The following is a 17157-nucleotide window of genomic DNA, read 5'->3' on the forward strand; positions in this document are numbered from 1 at the left end:
GAAGAACATGGCGGAGCTGACGATCTCCCCCGATGAGATCCGTAGCGCGATCGAGAGCTACACCCAGAGCTACACCCCCGAGACCTCCATCGAGGAGATCGGTGTCGTCACCGACACCGGCGACGGCATCGCCCACATCAGTGGCCTGCCCTCCGCGATGGCGAACGAGCTGCTGGAATTCCCCGGCGGCGTGCTCGGTGTGGCGCTGAACCTGGAGGACACCGCCATCGGTGCCGTCGTCCTGGGTGAGTTCGACACCATCGAAGAAGGCCAGCAGGTCCGCCGCACCGGCGACGTGCTCTCGGTCCCCGTGGGCGACAAGTTCCTCGGCCGCGTCGTGAACCCGCTGGGCGCGCCCATCGACGGTCTCGGCGAGATCGAGGCCGACGAGCGCCGCGTGCTCGAGCTGCAGGCCGCCACCGTGCTGGAGCGCCAGCCCGTCGGTGAGCCGCTGGCCACCGGCATCACCGCCATCGACGCGCTGACGGCCATCGGCCGCGGCCAGCGTCAGCTGGTGATCGGCGACCGCAAGACCGGCAAGACCGCGGTCTGCATCGACGCCATCATCAACCAGAAGGCCAACTGGGCCACCGGTGATCCGACCAAGCAGGTGCGCTGCATCTACGTCGCGATCGGCCAGAAGGGCTCCACCATCGCGGGCGTCAAGGCTGCCCTCGAGGCGCACGGCGCGATGGAGTACACCACCATCGTCGCGGCTCCGGCCTCCGACTCCGCCGGCTTCAAATGGCTTGCGCCGTACACCGGTTCGGCCATCGGCCAGCACTGGATGTACCAGGGCAAGCACGTCCTGATCGTGTTCGACGACCTGTCCAAGCAGGCCGAGGCCTACCGCGCCATTTCGCTGCTGCTGCGTCGCCCGCCGGGCCGCGAGGCGTACCCGGGTGACGTGTTCTACCTGCACTCGCGTCTGCTGGAGCGTTGCGCCAAGCTGTCCGACGAACTCGGCGCCGGTTCCATGACCGCGCTGCCGATCATCGAGACGAAGGCCAACGACGTGTCGGCGTTCATCCCGACCAACGTCATCTCCATCACCGACGGTCAGGTGTTCCTGGAGTCGGACCTCTTCAACAAGGGTGTCCGTCCGGCCATCAACGTCGGTATCTCGGTTTCCCGTGTCGGTGGCGCGGCGCAGACCAAGGCCATGAAGCAGGTCGCGGGTTCGCTGCGTCTGGAGCTGGCCTCCTACCGTGAGCTGGAGGCGTTCTCCGCCTTCGCCTCCGACCTGGATGCGGCCTCGCTGGCGCAGCTGGAGCGCGGTGGCCGCTGGGTCGAGCTGCTCAAGCAGGACCAGTACGCCCCGGTCGCGGTCGAGGATCAGATCGTCTCGCTGTACCTGGTCGACGCCGGTTACTACGACTCGGTGCCGGTCGGCGACGTGCGTCGCTTCAACAGCGAGCTGCTCGAGTTCCTGCACGGTTCCGTGCAGTCCTCCTTCGACGCCCTGCAGGGTGGTTCGAAGAAGATCGAGGGCGAGCCCGCCGACGCGCTGAAGTCCGCGACCGACAAGTTCAAGCAGGGCTTCCTTGCTTCGGACGGCACCCGTGTGGTCGAGGCCGGCAGCGACAAGCTCGATCACGAAGAGGTCGAGTCGCTGTCCGTCACTCGCAAGCACGTCGAGAAGTAAGAGCGGCGAATGCGACTGACCGACTTGATGAATGAAGGGAGTGTGAACCGCTAATGCCAAGCGTGCGCGAACTGCGCTCCCGAATTCGTTCCGTGAGCTCGATCAAGAAGATCACCAAGGCGCAAGAGCTGATCGCCACGTCGCGAATCAGCAAGGCGCAGGCCCGGGTCGCGGCTGCCAAGCCGTACGCGGAGGAGATCACCAAGGTGCTGGCCGAATTGGCCGGCGCCAGCAGCAATCTCACGCACCCGCTGCTCACCGAGCGGCCCAACGCGCGGCGGGCCGCGGTGCTGGTGATCACCAGTGACCGTGGCATGTGCGGTGGCTACAACTCCAATGTGCTCAAGCGCACCGAGGAGCTGCTGACCACCCTGCGCGCCGACGGCAAAGAGCCGGTGCTCTACGTCATGGGCTCGAAGGGCTTGACCTACTACACCTTCCGTAAGCGTGCGCTGAACGGTTCGTGGACCGGTTTCTCCCAGTCGCCCAATTACGTGGACGCGTCCTCCGCCTGCAATCACCTCGTCGAGGCGTTCATGGCGGGCGCCGACGGTGAGGTCGCGGCCCCCAACGGTGTCGGCACCATGGCCGGTGTCGACGAACTGCACATCGTCTACACGCGTTTCGTGTCGATGCTGTCGCAGGTGCCCGAGGTGCGTCGGCTGGCCCCCATCCAGGTGAGCTTCGTCGAGGAGAACTTCGAACTGGGTCCGGACAGCTTCACCGACTCCGAGTCGGCGGACATCCACCCCCAGTACGAGTTCGAGCCGGACGCGGACCGCCTGCTGGGCGCGCTGCTGCCGAAGTACATCAACACTCGGATCTACTCGTCGCTGCTCGACGCGGCGGCCTCGGAGTCGGCTGCGCGCCGCACCGCGATGAAGGCTGCGACCGATAACGCGACGGATCTGGTGAATTCACTGACCCGCACCGCGAACTCGTTGCGGCAGGCCGGAATCACGCAGGAAATCACGGAAATCGTCGGTGGCGCCAACGCGCTGGCGTCGAGCTCGGACCGCGACTAGACACGGAAGAGAACCAATGACCGCAGCTGTCACTAACGAAACCCGGGTTGGCGCCGGCACTGGCCGCGTCTCCCGCGTCATCGGCCCCGTCGTGGACGTCGAGTTCCCGCGCGGCTCGATTCCCGAGCTTTACAACGCGTTGAACGTCGACATCGCGCTCGCGTCCGTTGCGAAGACCCTGACCCTCGAGGTCGCACAGCACCTGGGCGACAACATCGTTCGCACCATCTCCATGCAGCCGACCGACGGTCTGGTGCGTGGCGTCGAGGTGCGCGACACCGGCAAGCCGATCTCGGTGCCCGTCGGTGACGTCGTCAAGGGCCACGTGTTCAACGCCCTGGGCGACTGCCTGGACACCCCCGGCCTCGGCCGCGACGGCGAGCAGTGGGGCATCCACCGCCAGCCGCCGCCGTTCGACCAGCTCGAGGGCAAGACCGAGATCCTCGAGACCGGCGTGAAGGTCATCGACCTGCTGACCCCGTACGTCAAGGGCGGCAAGATCGGTCTGTTCGGTGGTGCCGGTGTCGGCAAGACCGTGCTGATCCAGGAGATGATCACCCGTATCGCTCGCGAGTTCTCCGGCACCTCGGTGTTCGCGGGCGTCGGTGAGCGCACCCGTGAGGGCACCGACCTCCACCTGGAAATGGAAGAGATGGGCGTCCTTCAGGACACCGCCCTCGTCTTCGGCCAGATGGACGAGCCGCCGGGCACGCGTATGCGCGTCGCCCTGTCGGCCCTGACCATGGCGGAGTACTTCCGCGATGTGCAGAACCAGGACGTGTTGCTCTTCATCGACAACATCTTCCGGTTCACCCAGGCCGGCTCCGAGGTCTCGACCCTGCTGGGTCGTATGCCCTCGGCCGTGGGTTACCAGCCCACCCTGGCGGACGAGATGGGTCAGCTCCAGGAGCGGATCACCTCGACCCGTGGCCGTTCGATCACCTCGATGCAGGCGATCTACGTCCCCGCCGACGACTACACCGACCCGGCGCCGGCGACCACCTTCGCCCACCTGGACGCGACGACCGAGCTTTCCCGCCCGATCTCGCAGAAGGGCATCTACCCGGCCGTCGACCCGCTGACCTCGACCTCTCGTATCCTCGAGGCTTCGATCGTCGGCGAGCGGCACTTCCGGGTCGCCAACGAGGTCAAGCGGATCCTGCAGAAGTACAAGGAACTGCAGGACATCATCGCCATCCTCGGCATGGACGAGCTCTCCGAAGGCGACAAGGTCCTCGTGGGCCGTGCGCGTCGTCTGGAGAAGTTCCTCGGCCAGAACTTCATCGTCGCCGAGAAGTTCACCGGTCAGCCGGGTTCGGTCGTGCCGCTGGAGCAGACGATCGACGACTTCGATCGCGTCTGCAAGGGCGAGTTCGACCACCTGCCGGAGCAGGCGTTCAACTCCTGCGGTGGCCTGGACGACGTCGAGGCCGCTGCGAAGAAGATCGCCGGGAAGTAGTCACCCATGGCAGATATGTCTGTTGATCTGGTCGCCGTCGAGCGACTGCTGTGGTCGGGCCGGGCGAAGTTCGTCTCGGCTCAGACCACGGAGGGTGAGATCGGCATCCTGGCCGGCCACGAACCGCTGCTCGGGCAGCTGGTCGAGGGCGGCACCGTGACCATCGTGTCCGACGACGACGAGCGCGTCGTGGTGGCCGTGCACGGCGGATTCTTCTCTGTCACCGCCACTTCGGTGCGCGTGCTGGCGGAATCCGCCGACTTCGCCTTCGACATCGACGAGGCGGCCGCCAAGGCCGTCGTCGCCGATCCGGATGCGAGCCCGGCCGCCCTGACCAAGGCTCAGGGTCAGTTGCGGGCGCTGGAGAAGGCGGGCAACGCCTAGCCTGCGGGCAAGGGCGTTCCGGCCTTCCGGCACTGGAACGAAAGCGGCGGCCCCGGGGAATTCCCCGGGGCCGCCGCCTTTTTCGTGTTGTCCGAAGGTTTCGGAGGCTCAGAAGGTGAGGATCGGCTTGATCGTGGTGCCGTCGTGGGCGTCGGTGAACGCGGCCTCGATGTCCTCGAATTTGTAGGTCTTGCTGATCTTCTCGATCGGGAACTTGCCTTCGGCGTGCCAGGCCAGCAGCCGCGGAATGAACTGCTGCGGGTCGCCGCTGCCCTCGATGCAGCCGCGAATGGCCTTGCCGTTTCCGGTGAGATGCCCGATCTCGACCTCCATGGTGGCCTCGCCGAGGCCGACCAGCACCAGCGTGCCCATGGGGGCCAGTGCCTGCAGTCCGTTGGCGATCACGGGGTTGATCGCGGTGGTGTCGAGCGCGAAGTTCGCACCCCCACCGGTGGCGGCGACGATCTGTGCGACCACGTCCTCGGCCGCGCCGTCGATGGTGACGTCCGCGCCCAGTTCCTTGGCGGTGGCCAGTCGATCCGCGGAAAGGTCCACCGCCACAACGGTTCCCACGCCGATGGCGCGGGCAGCCATGAGCGCGGCCATGCCGACGCCGCCGACGCCGAAGATGACCAGCGAATCCGTCGGCCCCGGCTTCATGACATTGGCGACCGCGCCCGCACCGGTCTGCACCCCGCAGCCGAAGGGCGCGGTGGCCACCAGGTCGACGCTTTCGTCCACCACCACGATGCTGCGGGCGGCGACGAGTGCGTAGGTGGCGAAACTCGACTGTCCGAAGAACGCGCCCATCACCCGTTCGCCATTACGGCTCAGCGGTGAAGTGAAATCGGCGCGACCGCCGGAGGTGTTGAGGATAACGAAATTCTCGCAGTAGGGCGGAAGTCCGTTCTCGCAGCGGGCACATGTCCCGCAACTCGCATAAGTCAGCAATACGTGGTCGCCGACAGCAATACTGGTTACCTCGGAGCCAACCTGTTCGACGATGCCGGAGCCCTCGTGCCCGACGACGATCGGCAACTCGGCCGGGAACACGCTCTTGGTGACCAGGTCGGTGTGGCAGACGCCGGAGGCGACCAGGCGCACCAGTACCTCACCGGGCCGGGGTGCTTCCAGGTCCAGCGTTTCGAAGGAAAACGGTGCATCGGCACCCCGAGCCACAGCGGCGGTGATTTCCACGGAATCTCCTTCCAAGACATCCCATTTGCCCGGAGTATAAGAACGTGTTCCAGTTCCCGGCCATCGCGGGTTCCACTCACCGGGCCGAACGCTTGGGCTGCGGCGTCCCCTGGTGCTAAGTCACGAAAACATTCATGTTCACTGTGCCGTTATTGTGATCTGAGCTACTTCGTGTGGTTGAATTCAGAAGCCGATCAGCCGGTGCGATCTGAAGCATCTGGCAAAGACTCGGCTATTCAAGCGTTTTCAGCTTTTTTCTCCACGATGAGCGAGGGGTTGATGAGCGGGCTTCGTTATGGAAAGTGGGGGGTGGCGTGCGCGGTGGTCGCGGTCGCCCTCGGATTCTTCGCACCGGGCGCGGCCTCGGCCGACGTGGTGGTGCCGCTGCCCGACGGTCACATCGAGGGACCGGGCATCAAAATCACGAGTGTCGGTGAGCGAGCGATCATTTCGCCGTCGCTCGCCTCCAACGGCGCCGGTCGCACCTCCTGGGTGAGCGGCAATGTCACCGCGGAGGTCGAGACGCCGGACGGCGATGTCGGGCCGAACAACGGCCCCAAGAACTTTCCCGGCACCAACAATTCGGGTACGCACGGATCCTCGAACCTGACCACCGGCTACATCGTCGGTTGTCAGGTGCAGGTCGGTGTGCTGAGCGCGAATTCGTCGTTCACCATCAGCGCCACCCCGAGCCTGTCGGGCGGATTCAGCTTCCCGCTGTCGCCGGGGCAGGTGGCCTGGGTCGCGATCAACAACATCGAGTTGGTCAAGAGCGGCACCTTCACCATGAACTACCAGGACATTCCGATGGAGATCCAGGGCTGCGGCGGTTACGCGCAGGCGCGCCAGGTCTCCACGGTCGAGATCATCGGCGCCGACTACGCGAAGGTGACCCTCTACGGCCAGCCGTTCAGCATCGGCTGACGGCCCCACTCGACGAAAGGGATCGTATGAACGCGATGAACACTCGTCGCCGGGCCGGCCGCCTCGTCGGTGTGGCCTTGGCCGCGGCGACCGCGATCGGCTTCGGGCCGACGTCCCCGGCGCACGCCGACACCTTCATTCCGCTGCCCGGCGGCGTGATCAGCCGCACCCTCGCCGACGGCACCGTGATGACGGTGCGCATCGACGGCGAATCGGCGAAAATCAGTGGCTCCCTTGGGGATACGCCGATCCACCGCAATGTCTGGGTGACGGCGAAAGCCAGCGTGGACCTCAGCGGCCCGACCGCGTCCGAGGCCACCATCAAGATCAGTCCCGGCTACATCGTGGGCTGTCAGGTGGATATCGGCTCGTTCTCCCCGAGTGAGAACGCGAGTGAACAGGGCACGGCCACCAGCACCGGAATCACCCCGGGTGTACCCAGTGAGTCCCTGGGCGCGGGTATCAACCTCGGCCCGGGCCAGGCGGTCGCGCGCCTGATGCTCGACCTCGAGAAGCCCGACGACTACGGCCAGGAATCGCACAAGCGATACAACAAGACTCCGGGCCCGCATGCCAGCGTGACCTGGGTCGACGAGACCTTCGCGGTGGACGGCTGCGGCGGGTACGCGCAGGCGCGGTCCTTCGTCGCCGCGGAGATCGACAGCACCTACTACATCGGCAATCTGGTGCTCTACGGCGAGCCGTTCAGCATGGGCTGAATTCATCCCGCTGAACAGTGCGTTCGTCACATTCGGTGGATGGCCGGACCCCGCCGCTGCGCGGTCGCTACTATCGACGACTAAGCGCGGGGCCCGGCCTCTGGCCGGTCGGTGCTCGACAGCAACGCGGATGTGAAGGGACGGAGCGGCATTGCAGACCGGGATGTGGCTTCTGATCATTCTGGTGCTTTTGCTTGTCGGTCTGGCCCTGGCCTCGACCTATCGCCTGATCATGCTGCGTCGCGGCGGCACCGCCGCCCTGTTGCGGGTGCTGCCCGCGCGTGGTCACGGCGGCGGCTGGCGGCACGGCCTGATCCGCTACGACGAGGACACACTCCTCTTCTACAAACTCTCCAGTCTCAAACTCGGCCCGGATTCCTCCATGCGCCGCCTCGGCATCGAGGTCGGCCCACGGCGCTCTCCCGACGGCGATGAGTACGACATCATGACCGACGAGCTCATCGTCATGGTCGCCGACGGCAACGGCAGTTTCGAGCTGGCTCTCGACCGCGGCGCGATGGCCGCCTTCCTGTCCTGGGTGGAATCCCGCCCCTCGGAACGGATCCGTCGCCGCCGCGCGAGTTAGTCGCGGGTTAGTGTGACCGGGTGAGCGTTCACCTGACTCGGATCTATACGCGGACCGGCGATGACGGCACCACCGGTCTGAGCGATTTCTCGCGGGTGGCCAAGACCGATCCGCGTTTGATCGCATACGCCGATTGCGATGAGACCAACGCCGCACTGGGGGTGGCGATCGCGCTGGGTAACCCGGACGAGCGCATCCTCGTGGTGCTGCGCGCCATCCAGAACGATCTCTTCGATGCCGGTGCGGACCTCTCGACGCCCGTCGTGGCCGAGCCGAAGTACCCGCCGCTACGCGTCACCCAGCCCTACATCGACCGGCTCGAGCACTGGTGCGACGAGTTCAATGAGCCTCTGGCACCGTTGAATTCGTTCATTCTGCCCGGCGGCACCCCGCTCGCCGCGCTGCTGCACACCGCGCGCACGGTGGCGCGACGCGCCGAACGCTCGGCCTGGGCCGCGGTCGACGCGGATCCGGATCGCACCGGCGTTCTCCCGGCCAAGTACCTGAACCGACTGTCCGACCTGCTGTTCATTCTGAGCCGGGTGGCCAATCCGGAAGGCGACATCCTCTGGCGGCCGGGCGGAGAGGCCACGAGCGCGGGATCCGACCACTAGGCTGACCCCCGTGAGTGAACGGTTTCTGGTTACCGGGGGCAGCAGGCTCGTCGGTGAGGTCGCGGTAGGCGGCGCGAAGAACAGCGTCCTCAAGCTGATGGCGGCAGCCCTGCTGGCCGAAGGCACGACGACGATCACGAACTGCCCGGACATCCTCGACGTGCCGCTGATGGCAGAGGTGCTGCGCGGCCTCGGCTGCGATGTCGCCGTCGAGGGTGGGACGGTGACCATCGTGACCCCGGCGGAACCCAAGTACCACGCGGACTTCCCGGCGGTCACCCAGTTCCGCGCCTCGGTGTGCGTGCTGGGTCCGCTGATGGCGCGCTGCAAGCGTGCCGTGGTGGCGCTACCCGGCGGCGACGCGATCGGTTCGCGTCCCCTCGATATGCACCAGGCTGGTCTGCGGCTACTGGGCGCGACCTCGGAGATCGAGCACGGTTGCCTGGTGGCGCGTGCCGACGAACTACAGGGCGCGCGCATCCGCCTCGACTTCCCGTCGGTGGGTGCGACCGAGAACATCCTGATGGCCGCGGTGCTCGCCGAGGGTGAGACGGTCATCGACAATGCCGCGCGTGAGCCGGAGATCGTCGACCTCTGCAACATGCTGATGCAGATGGGAGCGAAGGTCGGGGGAGCGGGCACCTCGGTGCTGACCATCGAGGGCGTCGACAAGCTCTCGCCGACCACCCACCGGGTGATCGGCGACCGCATCGTCGCCGCGACCTGGGGTATCGCGGCCGCCATGACCACCGGTGACGTCCGGGTGACGGGCATCAATCCCAAGCATCTGTCCCTGGTGCTGGACAAGCTGCGCTCGGCGGGCGCGCGAATCTCGTTCGAACCGGACGGTTTTCGCGTGGTGCAGGCCGATCGTCCTCGCGCCGTGAACTTCTCGACGCTGCCGTTCCCGGGTTTCCCCACTGACCTGCAGCCGATGGCCATCGGCCTGGCCGCGATCGCGGACGGCACCTCGATGATCACCGAGAACATTTTCGAAGCGCGCTTCCGATTCGTCGAAGAGATGATCCGGCTGGGCGCGGATGCTCGCACCGACGGGCATCACGCTGTGGTGCGCGGGATTCCGCGGTTGTCCTCGGCTCCGGTGTGGTCCTCCGACATTCGCGCCGGCGCGGGTCTGGTGCTCGCGGGTCTGGTCGCCGACGGTGTCACCGAAGTGCACGACGTCTTCCACATCGACCGGGGTTACCCGGATTTCGTGGAGAACCTGCGGGGCCTCGGCGCGGAAATCGAACGCGTCGGAACCTCCGACTGAACAACAGGTGTCGGGGCGGGTTTGCGAAAACCCCTCCTGAACAGGCGATTTGACATGCGAACAACCAACACGTAACTTATTCCACGTCAGAGCGACACGGACACCAACTCCGGTTGGCCCCGAGAGCGCCTGATGATCACACTAGCTCCCTCCAACCAGCGGATTTGGTTCTGCTGCGCGGTTAGGGCTAAGCTTGAAAAGTTGCCTCACGAACGAGCGGGACATAGAGCCCGGGAGTTCGTTTGTGCGTGTGTTCTTTGAGAACTCAATAGTGTGTCGATGAATGTCAGTGCCAATTATTTAATTGGTTCCGATCTTTCGCACCCCCGTGTGGAGGGTCGGACATTTAGTCAGCAAATACTTTTGCTGGCGTTTGATTTTGCCAAGGTTTTCGGACTCTGGTTAATTCTTCCAATTGGCTCTTCGGAGCGAGTTGAGAGTCTTCAACGGAGAGTTTGATCCTGGCTCAGGACGAACGCTGGCGGCGTGCTTAACACATGCAAGTCGAGCGGTAAGGCCCTTCGGGGTACACGAGCGGCGAACGGGTGAGTAACACGTGGGTGATCTGCCTCGCACTCTGGGATAAGCCCGGGAAACTGGGTCTAATACCGGATATGACTTTCGGATGCATGTCCGATGGTGGAAAGATTTATCGGTGCGAGATGGGCCCGCGGCCTATCAGCTTGTTGGTGAGGTAACGGCTCACCAAGGCGACGACGGGTAGCCGACCTGAGAGGGTGACCGGCCACACTGGGACTGAGACACGGCCCAGACTCCTACGGGAGGCAGCAGTGGGGAATATTGCACAATGGGCGAAAGCCTGATGCAGCGACGCCGCGTGAGGGATGACGGCCTTCGGGTTGTAAACCTCTTTCGACAGGGACGAAGCGCAAGTGACGGTACCTGTAGAAGAAGCACCGGCCAACTACGTGCCAGCAGCCGCGGTAATACGTAGGGTGCGAGCGTTGTCCGGAATTACTGGGCGTAAAGAGCTTGTAGGCGGTCTGTCACGTCTTCTGTGAAAACTTGGGGCTCAACCTTAAGCTTGCAGGGGATACGGGCAGACTAGAGTACTTCAGGGGAGACTGGAATTCCTGGTGTAGCGGTGAAATGCGCAGATATCAGGAGGAACACCGGTGGCGAAGGCGGGTCTCTGGGAAGTAACTGACGCTGAGAAGCGAAAGCATGGGTAGCAAACAGGATTAGATACCCTGGTAGTCCATGCCGTAAACGGTGGGTACTAGGTGTGGGTTTCCTTCCACGGGATCCGTGCCGTAGCTAACGCATTAAGTACCCCGCCTGGGGAGTACGGCCGCAAGGCTAAAACTCAAAGGAATTGACGGGGGCCCGCACAAGCGGCGGAGCATGTGGATTAATTCGATGCAACGCGAAGAACCTTACCTGGGTTTGACATACACCGGAAAGCCGTAGAGATACGGCCCCCCTTGTGGTCGGTGTACAGGTGGTGCATGGCTGTCGTCAGCTCGTGTCGTGAGATGTTGGGTTAAGTCCCGCAACGAGCGCAACCCTTATCTTATGTTGCCAGCGCGTAATGGCGGGGACTCGTGAGAGACTGCCGGGGTCAACTCGGAGGAAGGTGGGGACGACGTCAAGTCATCATGCCCCTTATGTCCAGGGCTTCACACATGCTACAATGGCCGGTACAGAGGGCTGCGATACCGTGAGGTGGAGCGAATCCCTTAAAGCCGGTCTCAGTTCGGATCGGGGTCTGCAACTCGACCCCGTGAAGTTGGAGTCGCTAGTAATCGCAGATCAGCAACGCTGCGGTGAATACGTTCCCGGGCCTTGTACACACCGCCCGTCACGTCATGAAAGTCGGTAACACCCGAAGCCGGTGGCCTAACCCTTGTGGAGGGAGCCGTCGAAGGTGGGATTGGCGATTGGGACGAAGTCGTAACAAGGTAGCCGTACCGGAAGGTGCGGCTGGATCACCTCCTTTCTAAGGAGCACATCTCCACGACTCTTCACACAGGTGAATGACGTTGTGGCAGAGACCGTTTCGGACTCACATGTAGTCCGGCGGACGCTCATGGGTGGAACACTGACAACCTTCATCGCATTGCGGTTGGTCCTCTGTGACCGACCCGCGAATGGATATACCGACACACTATTGGGTCCTGAAAGAACAGACGCGAGTCTGAACTTTCTAGGAAATCAACAAACGACGAGACTGGCTTTCAGTCATACCGCCGAGCTTTGCTCGGGCTGGTGCTGAGATCAAAGCGCAGTCTCGTGTGTTGTTTGAGAACTGCACAGTGGACGCGAGCATCTTTGTTAGTAAGTGAAAAAGAGCGTACGGTGGATGCCTTGGCACCAGGAGCCGATGAAGGACGTAGTAGGCTGCGATAAGCCTCGGGGAGCTGTCAAACGAGCTGAGATCCGAGGATTTCCGAATGGGGAAACCCAGCACGAGTGATGTCGTGTTACCCGCGCCTGAATATATAGGGCGTGTGGAGGGAACGTGGGGAAGTGAAACATCTCAGTACCCACAGGAAGAGAAAACAACAGTGATTCCGTGAGTAGTGGCGAGCGAAAGCGGAAGAGGCTAAACCAGGAGCGTGTGATAGCCGGCAGGCGTTGCGTTCTTGGGGTTGTGGGATCTACTTTCTCATCACTGCCGTGATGGGCGACAGTCAGAAAAGAATGCGTTAGTCGAATTGGTCTGGGATGGCCGACCGTAGAGGGTGAGAGTCCTGTAGACGAAAACGTGTTCTCTGTCGTAGTAGACACCCGAGTAGCAGCGGGCCCGTGAAATCTGCTGTGAATCTGCCGGGACCACCCGGTAAGCCTGAATACTCCCTGGTGACCGATAGCGGACTAGTACCGTGAGGGAAAGGTGAAAAGTACCCCGGGAGGGGAGTGAAATAGTACCTGAAACCGTGCGCTTACAATCCGTCAGAGCCTTCGTACTTGTACGTGGGGTGATGGCGTGCCTTTTGAAGAATGAGCCTGCGAGTCATCGGTGTGTGGCAAGGTTAACCCGTGTGGGGTAGCCGTAGCGAAAGCGAGTCCGAATAGGGCGTGTGAGTCGCACACTATGGACCCGAAGCGGAGTGATCTACCCATGGCCAGGGTGAAGCGACGGTAAGACGTCGTGGAGGCCCGAACCCACTTAGGTTGAAAACTGAGGGGATGAGCTGTGGGTAGGGGTGAAAGGCCAATCAAACTCCGTGATAGCTGGTTCTCCCCGAAATGCATTTAGGTGCAGCGTCGCGTGTTTCTCACCGGAGGTAGAGCTACTGGATGGCCTAGGGGGCCTACAAGCTTACCGAAGTCAGCCAAACTCCGAATGCCGGTGAGTGAGAGCGCGGCAGTGAGACTGTGGGGGATAAGCTTCATAGTCGAGAGGGAAACAGCCCAGATCGCCAGCTAAGGTCCCTAAGCGTGTACTAAGTGGAAAAGGATGTGGGGTCGCGAAGACAACCAGGAGGTTGGCTTAGAAGCAGCCACCCTTGAAAGAGTGCGTAATAGCTCACTGGTCAAGTGATCCTGCGCCGACAATGTAGCGGGGCTCAAGTACACCACCGAAGCTGCGGCATTCAGACATTATCCCGCTTTCGAGCCAGGAGTCTGGATGGGTAGGGGAGCGTCCTATAGCCAGGGAAGCGGCGGAGTGATCCAGCCGTGGAGGCTATGGGAGTGAGAATGCAGGCATGAGTAGCGAAAGACGAGTGAGAAACTCGTCCGCCGAATGACCAAGGGTTCCTGGGCCAGGTTAATCCGCCCAGGGTGAGTCGGGACCTAAGGCGAGGCCGACAGGCGTAGTCGATGGACAACGGGTTGATATTCCCGTACCCGTGTATCCGCGCCAAATATCGAATCAGTTGTGCTAAGTATCCAAAAGCGGTCTTATCGAGCCTTCGGGCGAGAGGGAGCGTGGCTGCATACGACCCTGGCTGTAGTAGGTAAGCGATGGGGTGACGCAGGAAGGTAGCTGGGCCAGGTGATGGAATACCTGGTGTAAGCCTGTAGGGCGTTGTGTAGGCAAATCCGCACAGCATATAGCCTGAGAGGTGATGCGTAGCCGATTGAGGCGAATTCAGTGATCCTATGCTGCCGAGAAAAGCCTCTAGTGAGTTGGTACACGGCCCGTACCCCAAACCGACACAGGTGGTCAGGTAGAGAATACTAAGGCGATCGAGATAACTGTGGTTAAGGAACTCGGCAAAATACCTCCGTAACTTCGGGAGAAGGAGGGCCATGTCTGGTGAAGGGACTTGCTCCTGGAGCTGGGTGTGGTCGCAGAGACCAGTGAGAAGCGACTGTTTACTAAAAACACAGGTCCGTGCGAAGTCGTAAGACGATGTATACGGACTGACGCCTGCCCGGTGCCGGAAGGTTAAGAGGACCGGTTAGCACTTCGGTGCGAAGCTGAGAATTTAAGCCCCGGTAAACGGCGGTGGTAACTATAACCATCCTAAGGTAGCGAAATTCCTTGTCGGGTAAGTTCCGACCTGCACGAATGGCGTAACGACTTCTCAGCTGTCTCAACCACAGACTCGGCGAAATTGCAGTACGAGTAAAGATGCTCGTTACGCGCGGCAGGACGAAAAGACCCCGGGACCTTCACTATAGCTTGGTATTGGTGTTCGGTACGGTTTGTGTAGGATAGGTGGGAGACTTTGATCCAGGGACGCCAGTTTCTGGGGAGTCGTCGTTGAAATACCACTCTGATCGTATTGGACCTCTAACCTCGGACCCTGATCGGGTTCAGGGACAGTGCCTGGTGGGTAGTTTAACTGGGGCGGTTGCCTCCCAAAATGTAACGGAGGCGCCCAAAGGTTCCCTCAGCCTGGTTGGCAATCAGGTGTCGAGTGCAAGTGCACAAGGGAGCTTGACTGTGAGACCGACAGGTCGAGCAGGGACGAAAGTCGGGACTAGTGATCCGGCACCGGCAAGTGGAAGCGGTGTCGCTCAACGGATAAAAGGTACCCCGGGGATAACAGGCTGATCTTCCCCAAGAGTCCATATCGACGGGATGGTTTGGCACCTCGATGTCGGCTCGTCGCATCCTGGGGCTGGAGTAGGTCCCAAGGGTTGGGCTGTTCGCCCATTAAAGCGGCACGCGAGCTGGGTTTAGAACGTCGTGAGACAGTTCGGTCTCTATCCGCCGCGCGCGTCAGAAACTTGAGGAAGGCTGTCCCTAGTACGAGAGGACCGGGACGGACGAACCTCTGGTGTGCCAGTTGTTCCGCCAGGAGCACGGCTGGTTTGCTACGTTCGGAAGGGATAACCGCTGAAAGCATCTAAGCGGGAAGCCTGTTCCAAGATGAGGTTTCTCACCCCCTCGAGGGGTTAAGGCCCCCAACAGACCATTGGGTTGATAGGCCGGAACTGGAAGCCCTGTAAGGGGTGTAGGTGACCGGTACTAATAGGCCGAGGACTTACCAACAAAGTTGCTACGCGTCCACTGTGCGGTATCTGAAACAACACACAAACTTCGTTTGTGTGGGATTTCGGGGACCTTGTCCCCGGCCCCCTTGTTTGAGGGTGGTCGAGGGCGTGCTCCTCGTGATTCCATGCGGGCGGAGTGTGACAGTTTCATAGAGTTACGGCGGCTATAGCGGTGGGGAAACGCCCGGTCCCATTCCGAACCCGGAAGCTAAGGCCACCTGCGCCGATGGTACTGCACTCGACAGGGTGTGGGAGAGTAGGACACCGCCGGAACATCATTCGCGAAGACCCCCAGCATCTGCTGGGGGTCTTCTGCGTTTCCGGACAAGATCGTTTTCCGGGTATTCGGACAGATCGGCCCGGATAGATCGTTCCGCGGATAAATCGCTGTATCCCGGGTACATATGGATACACATGGATCCGCAGAAAGCTCTCAGCGAACGGCCAGTCCCGGCTGAGAGGGAAGGACAATGATCGACGCTATGGTCCTCCAGTCCGCGCCGCCGCAGCCGGCCGTCGCCACCCGCCGTTTCCGGTGGTCGGCGCTCTGGTTGCCCGCCACCTACAGCTACGTGGCGGTGCTGTCGGCCATCGCGATCGGGCTGACCATGGTGAGCACGAAGTCCGAGTCGCGGATCGTGTTGCACGCCAGCTCGAATCTGCACAATCTCGCCAAGGGCCACTTCGGCACGCTGTTCTCGAGCGCCTTCCTGGTCGGTGAGGGTGCGGCGACGGTGTTCCTGATCGTCCCCATGCTGGCCTGTCTGCTGGCGTTGGCCGAGCGGCGTTTCGGCACCTTGAAGCTGCTGCACACCTTCTTCGTCGGCCATGTCGGCGCGACCGTGCTGGTGGCCGTCGGTCTCTGGATCGCGGTGGAGTCGCAGCTGATCCCCAACAGCATCACCACGGTCGAGGATGTCGGCGTCAGCTATGGCGCGATGGCGGTGGTGGGTGCGTTGATCGCGGTGGTGCCGGTGCATCGGCGCTGGGTGTGGGCGGGTACCTGGCTGGCGTTCGCGCTGGGCGGGGTGGTGCTGTGGCACACCTTCACCAATGTCGGTCACTTCACCGCGCTGTGTCTGGGCCTGGGTATCGGCCGGTTGATGATTCGCCGGGAGACCACCACGCTGCGTCCGCTCAATCGCGCGGAATGCCTGCTGTTGGCGTTCGGTTCGCTTTTCGGCTGCCTGATGCTGCTGGGCTGAGAGCCGGTCTCTAGACTCGACCGGTGCGCCTTGTCATTGCTCGATGCCAGGTCGATTACGTTGGCCGTCTCACCGCTCACCTGCCCATGGCTCGTCGCCTCATCATGATGAAGGCGGACGGGTCCGTGCTGATCCATTCCGATGGCGGCTCCTACAAGCCGTTGAACTGGATGAGTCCGCCGTGCTGGCTGGAGGAGCGGGAAACCGATTCGGAGACAAGCCATCTGTGGGTGGTGACCAACAAGGCCGGTGAGGAACTCCGCATCACGGTGGAGGACATCGAGCTGGATTCCAAGCACGAGCTCGGGGTGGATCCCGGTCTGGTGAAGGACGGCGTCGAGGCGCATCTGCAGGCGCTGCTGGCCGAGCACATCGAAACCCTCGGCGCCGGTTACACGCTGATCCGTCGCGAGTACATGACCGCGATCGGCCCGGTGGACATTCTGTGCCGGGACGCGAACGGTTCGACGGTGGCGGTGGAGATCAAGCGCCGCGGTGAGATCGACGGCGTCGAACAGCTGACCCGGTATCTCGAACTGCTCAATCGCGATCCGCTGCTGGCCCCGGTCGCGGGCGTGTTCGCGGCGCAGCAGATCAAGCCGCAGGCGAAGACGCTCGCCAACGATCGCGGGATCCGGTGTCTGACACTGGACTACGACGCCCTGCGTGGCACCGAGAGCGACGAATTCCGTCTGTTCTAACCTCGATACC

The 17157-nt window shown here is 62.5% G+C and carries 12 protein-coding genes and 3 rRNA genes; 14 read left to right on the plus strand and 1 reads right to left on the minus strand.

Annotated features, from left to right (window positions below; genetic code table 11):
• Nucleotides 1–7 precede the first annotated feature (7 nt).
• From atpA to OG300_RS38570, 4 genes are read left to right on the plus strand one after another with little or no spacing between them, the layout of a single operon-like run.
• On the plus strand, nt 8–1645 hold the full coding sequence (gene atpA, locus OG300_RS38555) for a F0F1 ATP synthase subunit alpha (protein WP_405489772.1): 1638 nt from the start codon (nt 8–10) through the stop codon (nt 1643–1645).
• A gap of 53 nt (nt 1646–1698) precedes the next feature.
• Entirely contained in the window at nt 1699–2670 is a 972-nt protein-coding gene (locus tag OG300_RS38560; protein ID WP_405489774.1) for a F0F1 ATP synthase subunit gamma, read from the plus strand.
• Between the two features lie 16 nt (nt 2671–2686).
• Nucleotides 2687–4129, plus strand: coding sequence for a F0F1 ATP synthase subunit beta (gene atpD / locus OG300_RS38565; RefSeq protein WP_405489776.1), 1443 nt, complete (start codon nt 2687–2689; stop codon nt 4127–4129).
• A 6-nt stretch (nt 4130–4135) separates the two neighbouring features.
• A complete protein-coding gene (locus OG300_RS38570) occupies nt 4136–4513 on the plus strand; it encodes a F0F1 ATP synthase subunit epsilon (protein ID WP_405489778.1) in 378 nt (125 codons plus the stop codon).
• Nucleotides 4514–4621: 108 nt separating this feature from the next.
• Here OG300_RS38570 and OG300_RS38575 read toward each other — a convergent pair whose 3' ends face one another.
• Entirely contained in the window at nt 4622–5710 is a 1089-nt protein-coding gene (locus tag OG300_RS38575; RefSeq protein WP_405489780.1) for an NAD(P)-dependent alcohol dehydrogenase, read from the minus strand.
• Between the two features lie 264 nt (nt 5711–5974).
• Here OG300_RS38575 and OG300_RS38580 point away from each other — a divergent pair, with 264 nt between their 5' ends.
• The 10 genes from OG300_RS38580 to nucS all read left to right on the plus strand — a co-directional run bounded on the left by OG300_RS38580 (nt 5975) and on the right by nucS (nt 17147).
• A complete protein-coding gene (locus OG300_RS38580) occupies nt 5975–6634 on the plus strand; it encodes an MspA family porin (RefSeq protein ID WP_405489782.1) in 660 nt (219 codons plus the stop codon).
• Between the two features lie 35 nt (nt 6635–6669).
• Nucleotides 6670–7353 (plus strand): MspA family porin, encoded by a 684-nt coding sequence (locus tag OG300_RS38585; RefSeq protein WP_405489784.1) that lies wholly within the window; start codon nt 6670–6672, stop codon nt 7351–7353.
• 163 nt (nt 7354–7516) lie between these two features.
• Entirely contained in the window at nt 7517–7939 is a 423-nt protein-coding gene (locus OG300_RS38590) for a DUF2550 family protein (protein WP_405498835.1), read from the plus strand.
• 20 nt (nt 7940–7959) lie between these two features.
• Nucleotides 7960–8553, plus strand: a complete 594-nt coding sequence (locus OG300_RS38595; RefSeq protein ID WP_405489786.1) for a cob(I)yrinic acid a,c-diamide adenosyltransferase — start codon at nt 7960–7962, stop codon at nt 8551–8553.
• A gap of 10 nt (nt 8554–8563) precedes the next feature.
• Nucleotides 8564–9826, plus strand: coding sequence for a UDP-N-acetylglucosamine 1-carboxyvinyltransferase (gene murA, locus OG300_RS38600; RefSeq protein ID WP_405489788.1), 1263 nt, complete (start codon nt 8564–8566; stop codon nt 9824–9826).
• A 443-nt stretch (nt 9827–10269) separates the two neighbouring features.
• Nucleotides 10270–11786, plus strand: a 16S ribosomal RNA gene (locus tag OG300_RS38605).
• Nucleotides 11787–12122: 336 nt separating this feature from the next.
• A 23S ribosomal RNA gene (locus OG300_RS38610) occupies nt 12123–15239 on the plus strand.
• Nucleotides 15240–15397: 158 nt separating this feature from the next.
• A 5S ribosomal RNA gene (gene rrf, locus OG300_RS38615) occupies nt 15398–15514 on the plus strand.
• Together the 16S, 23S and 5S rRNA genes form the textbook arrangement of a ribosomal RNA operon.
• Nucleotides 15515–15711: 197 nt before the next feature.
• A complete protein-coding gene (locus OG300_RS38620; protein WP_405489790.1) occupies nt 15712–16446 on the plus strand; it encodes a rhomboid-like protein in 735 nt (244 codons plus the stop codon).
• A gap of 23 nt (nt 16447–16469) precedes the next feature.
• Nucleotides 16470–17147 (plus strand): endonuclease NucS, encoded by a 678-nt coding sequence (nucS, locus tag OG300_RS38625; protein WP_405489791.1) that lies wholly within the window; start codon nt 16470–16472, stop codon nt 17145–17147.
• Nucleotides 17148–17157: the final 10 nt, after the last annotated feature.

Origin of the sequence: Nocardia sp. NBC_00511 (assembly GCF_045161165.1) — a bacterium.
Lineage (GTDB): Bacteria > Actinomycetota > Actinomycetes > Mycobacteriales > Mycobacteriaceae > Nocardia.

Coding starts and splice junctions, on each gene's coding strand:
- atpA (WP_405489772.1), top strand. CDS start 8: ATGGCGGAGCTGACGATCTCCCCCGATGAGATCCGTAGCGCGATCGAG.
- OG300_RS38560 (WP_405489774.1), top strand. CDS start 1,699: ATGCCAAGCGTGCGCGAACTGCGCTCCCGAATTCGTTCCGTGAGCTCG.
- atpD (WP_405489776.1), top strand. CDS start 2,687: ATGACCGCAGCTGTCACTAACGAAACCCGGGTTGGCGCCGGCACTGGC.
- OG300_RS38570 (WP_405489778.1), top strand. CDS start 4,136: ATGGCAGATATGTCTGTTGATCTGGTCGCCGTCGAGCGACTGCTGTGG.
- OG300_RS38580 (WP_405489782.1), top strand. CDS start 5,975: ATGAGCGAGGGGTTGATGAGCGGGCTTCGTTATGGAAAGTGGGGGGTG.
- OG300_RS38585 (WP_405489784.1), top strand. CDS start 6,670: ATGAACACTCGTCGCCGGGCCGGCCGCCTCGTCGGTGTGGCCTTGGCC.
- OG300_RS38590 (WP_405498835.1), top strand. CDS start 7,517: ATGTGGCTTCTGATCATTCTGGTGCTTTTGCTTGTCGGTCTGGCCCTG.
- OG300_RS38620 (WP_405489790.1), top strand. CDS start 15,712: ATGATCGACGCTATGGTCCTCCAGTCCGCGCCGCCGCAGCCGGCCGTC.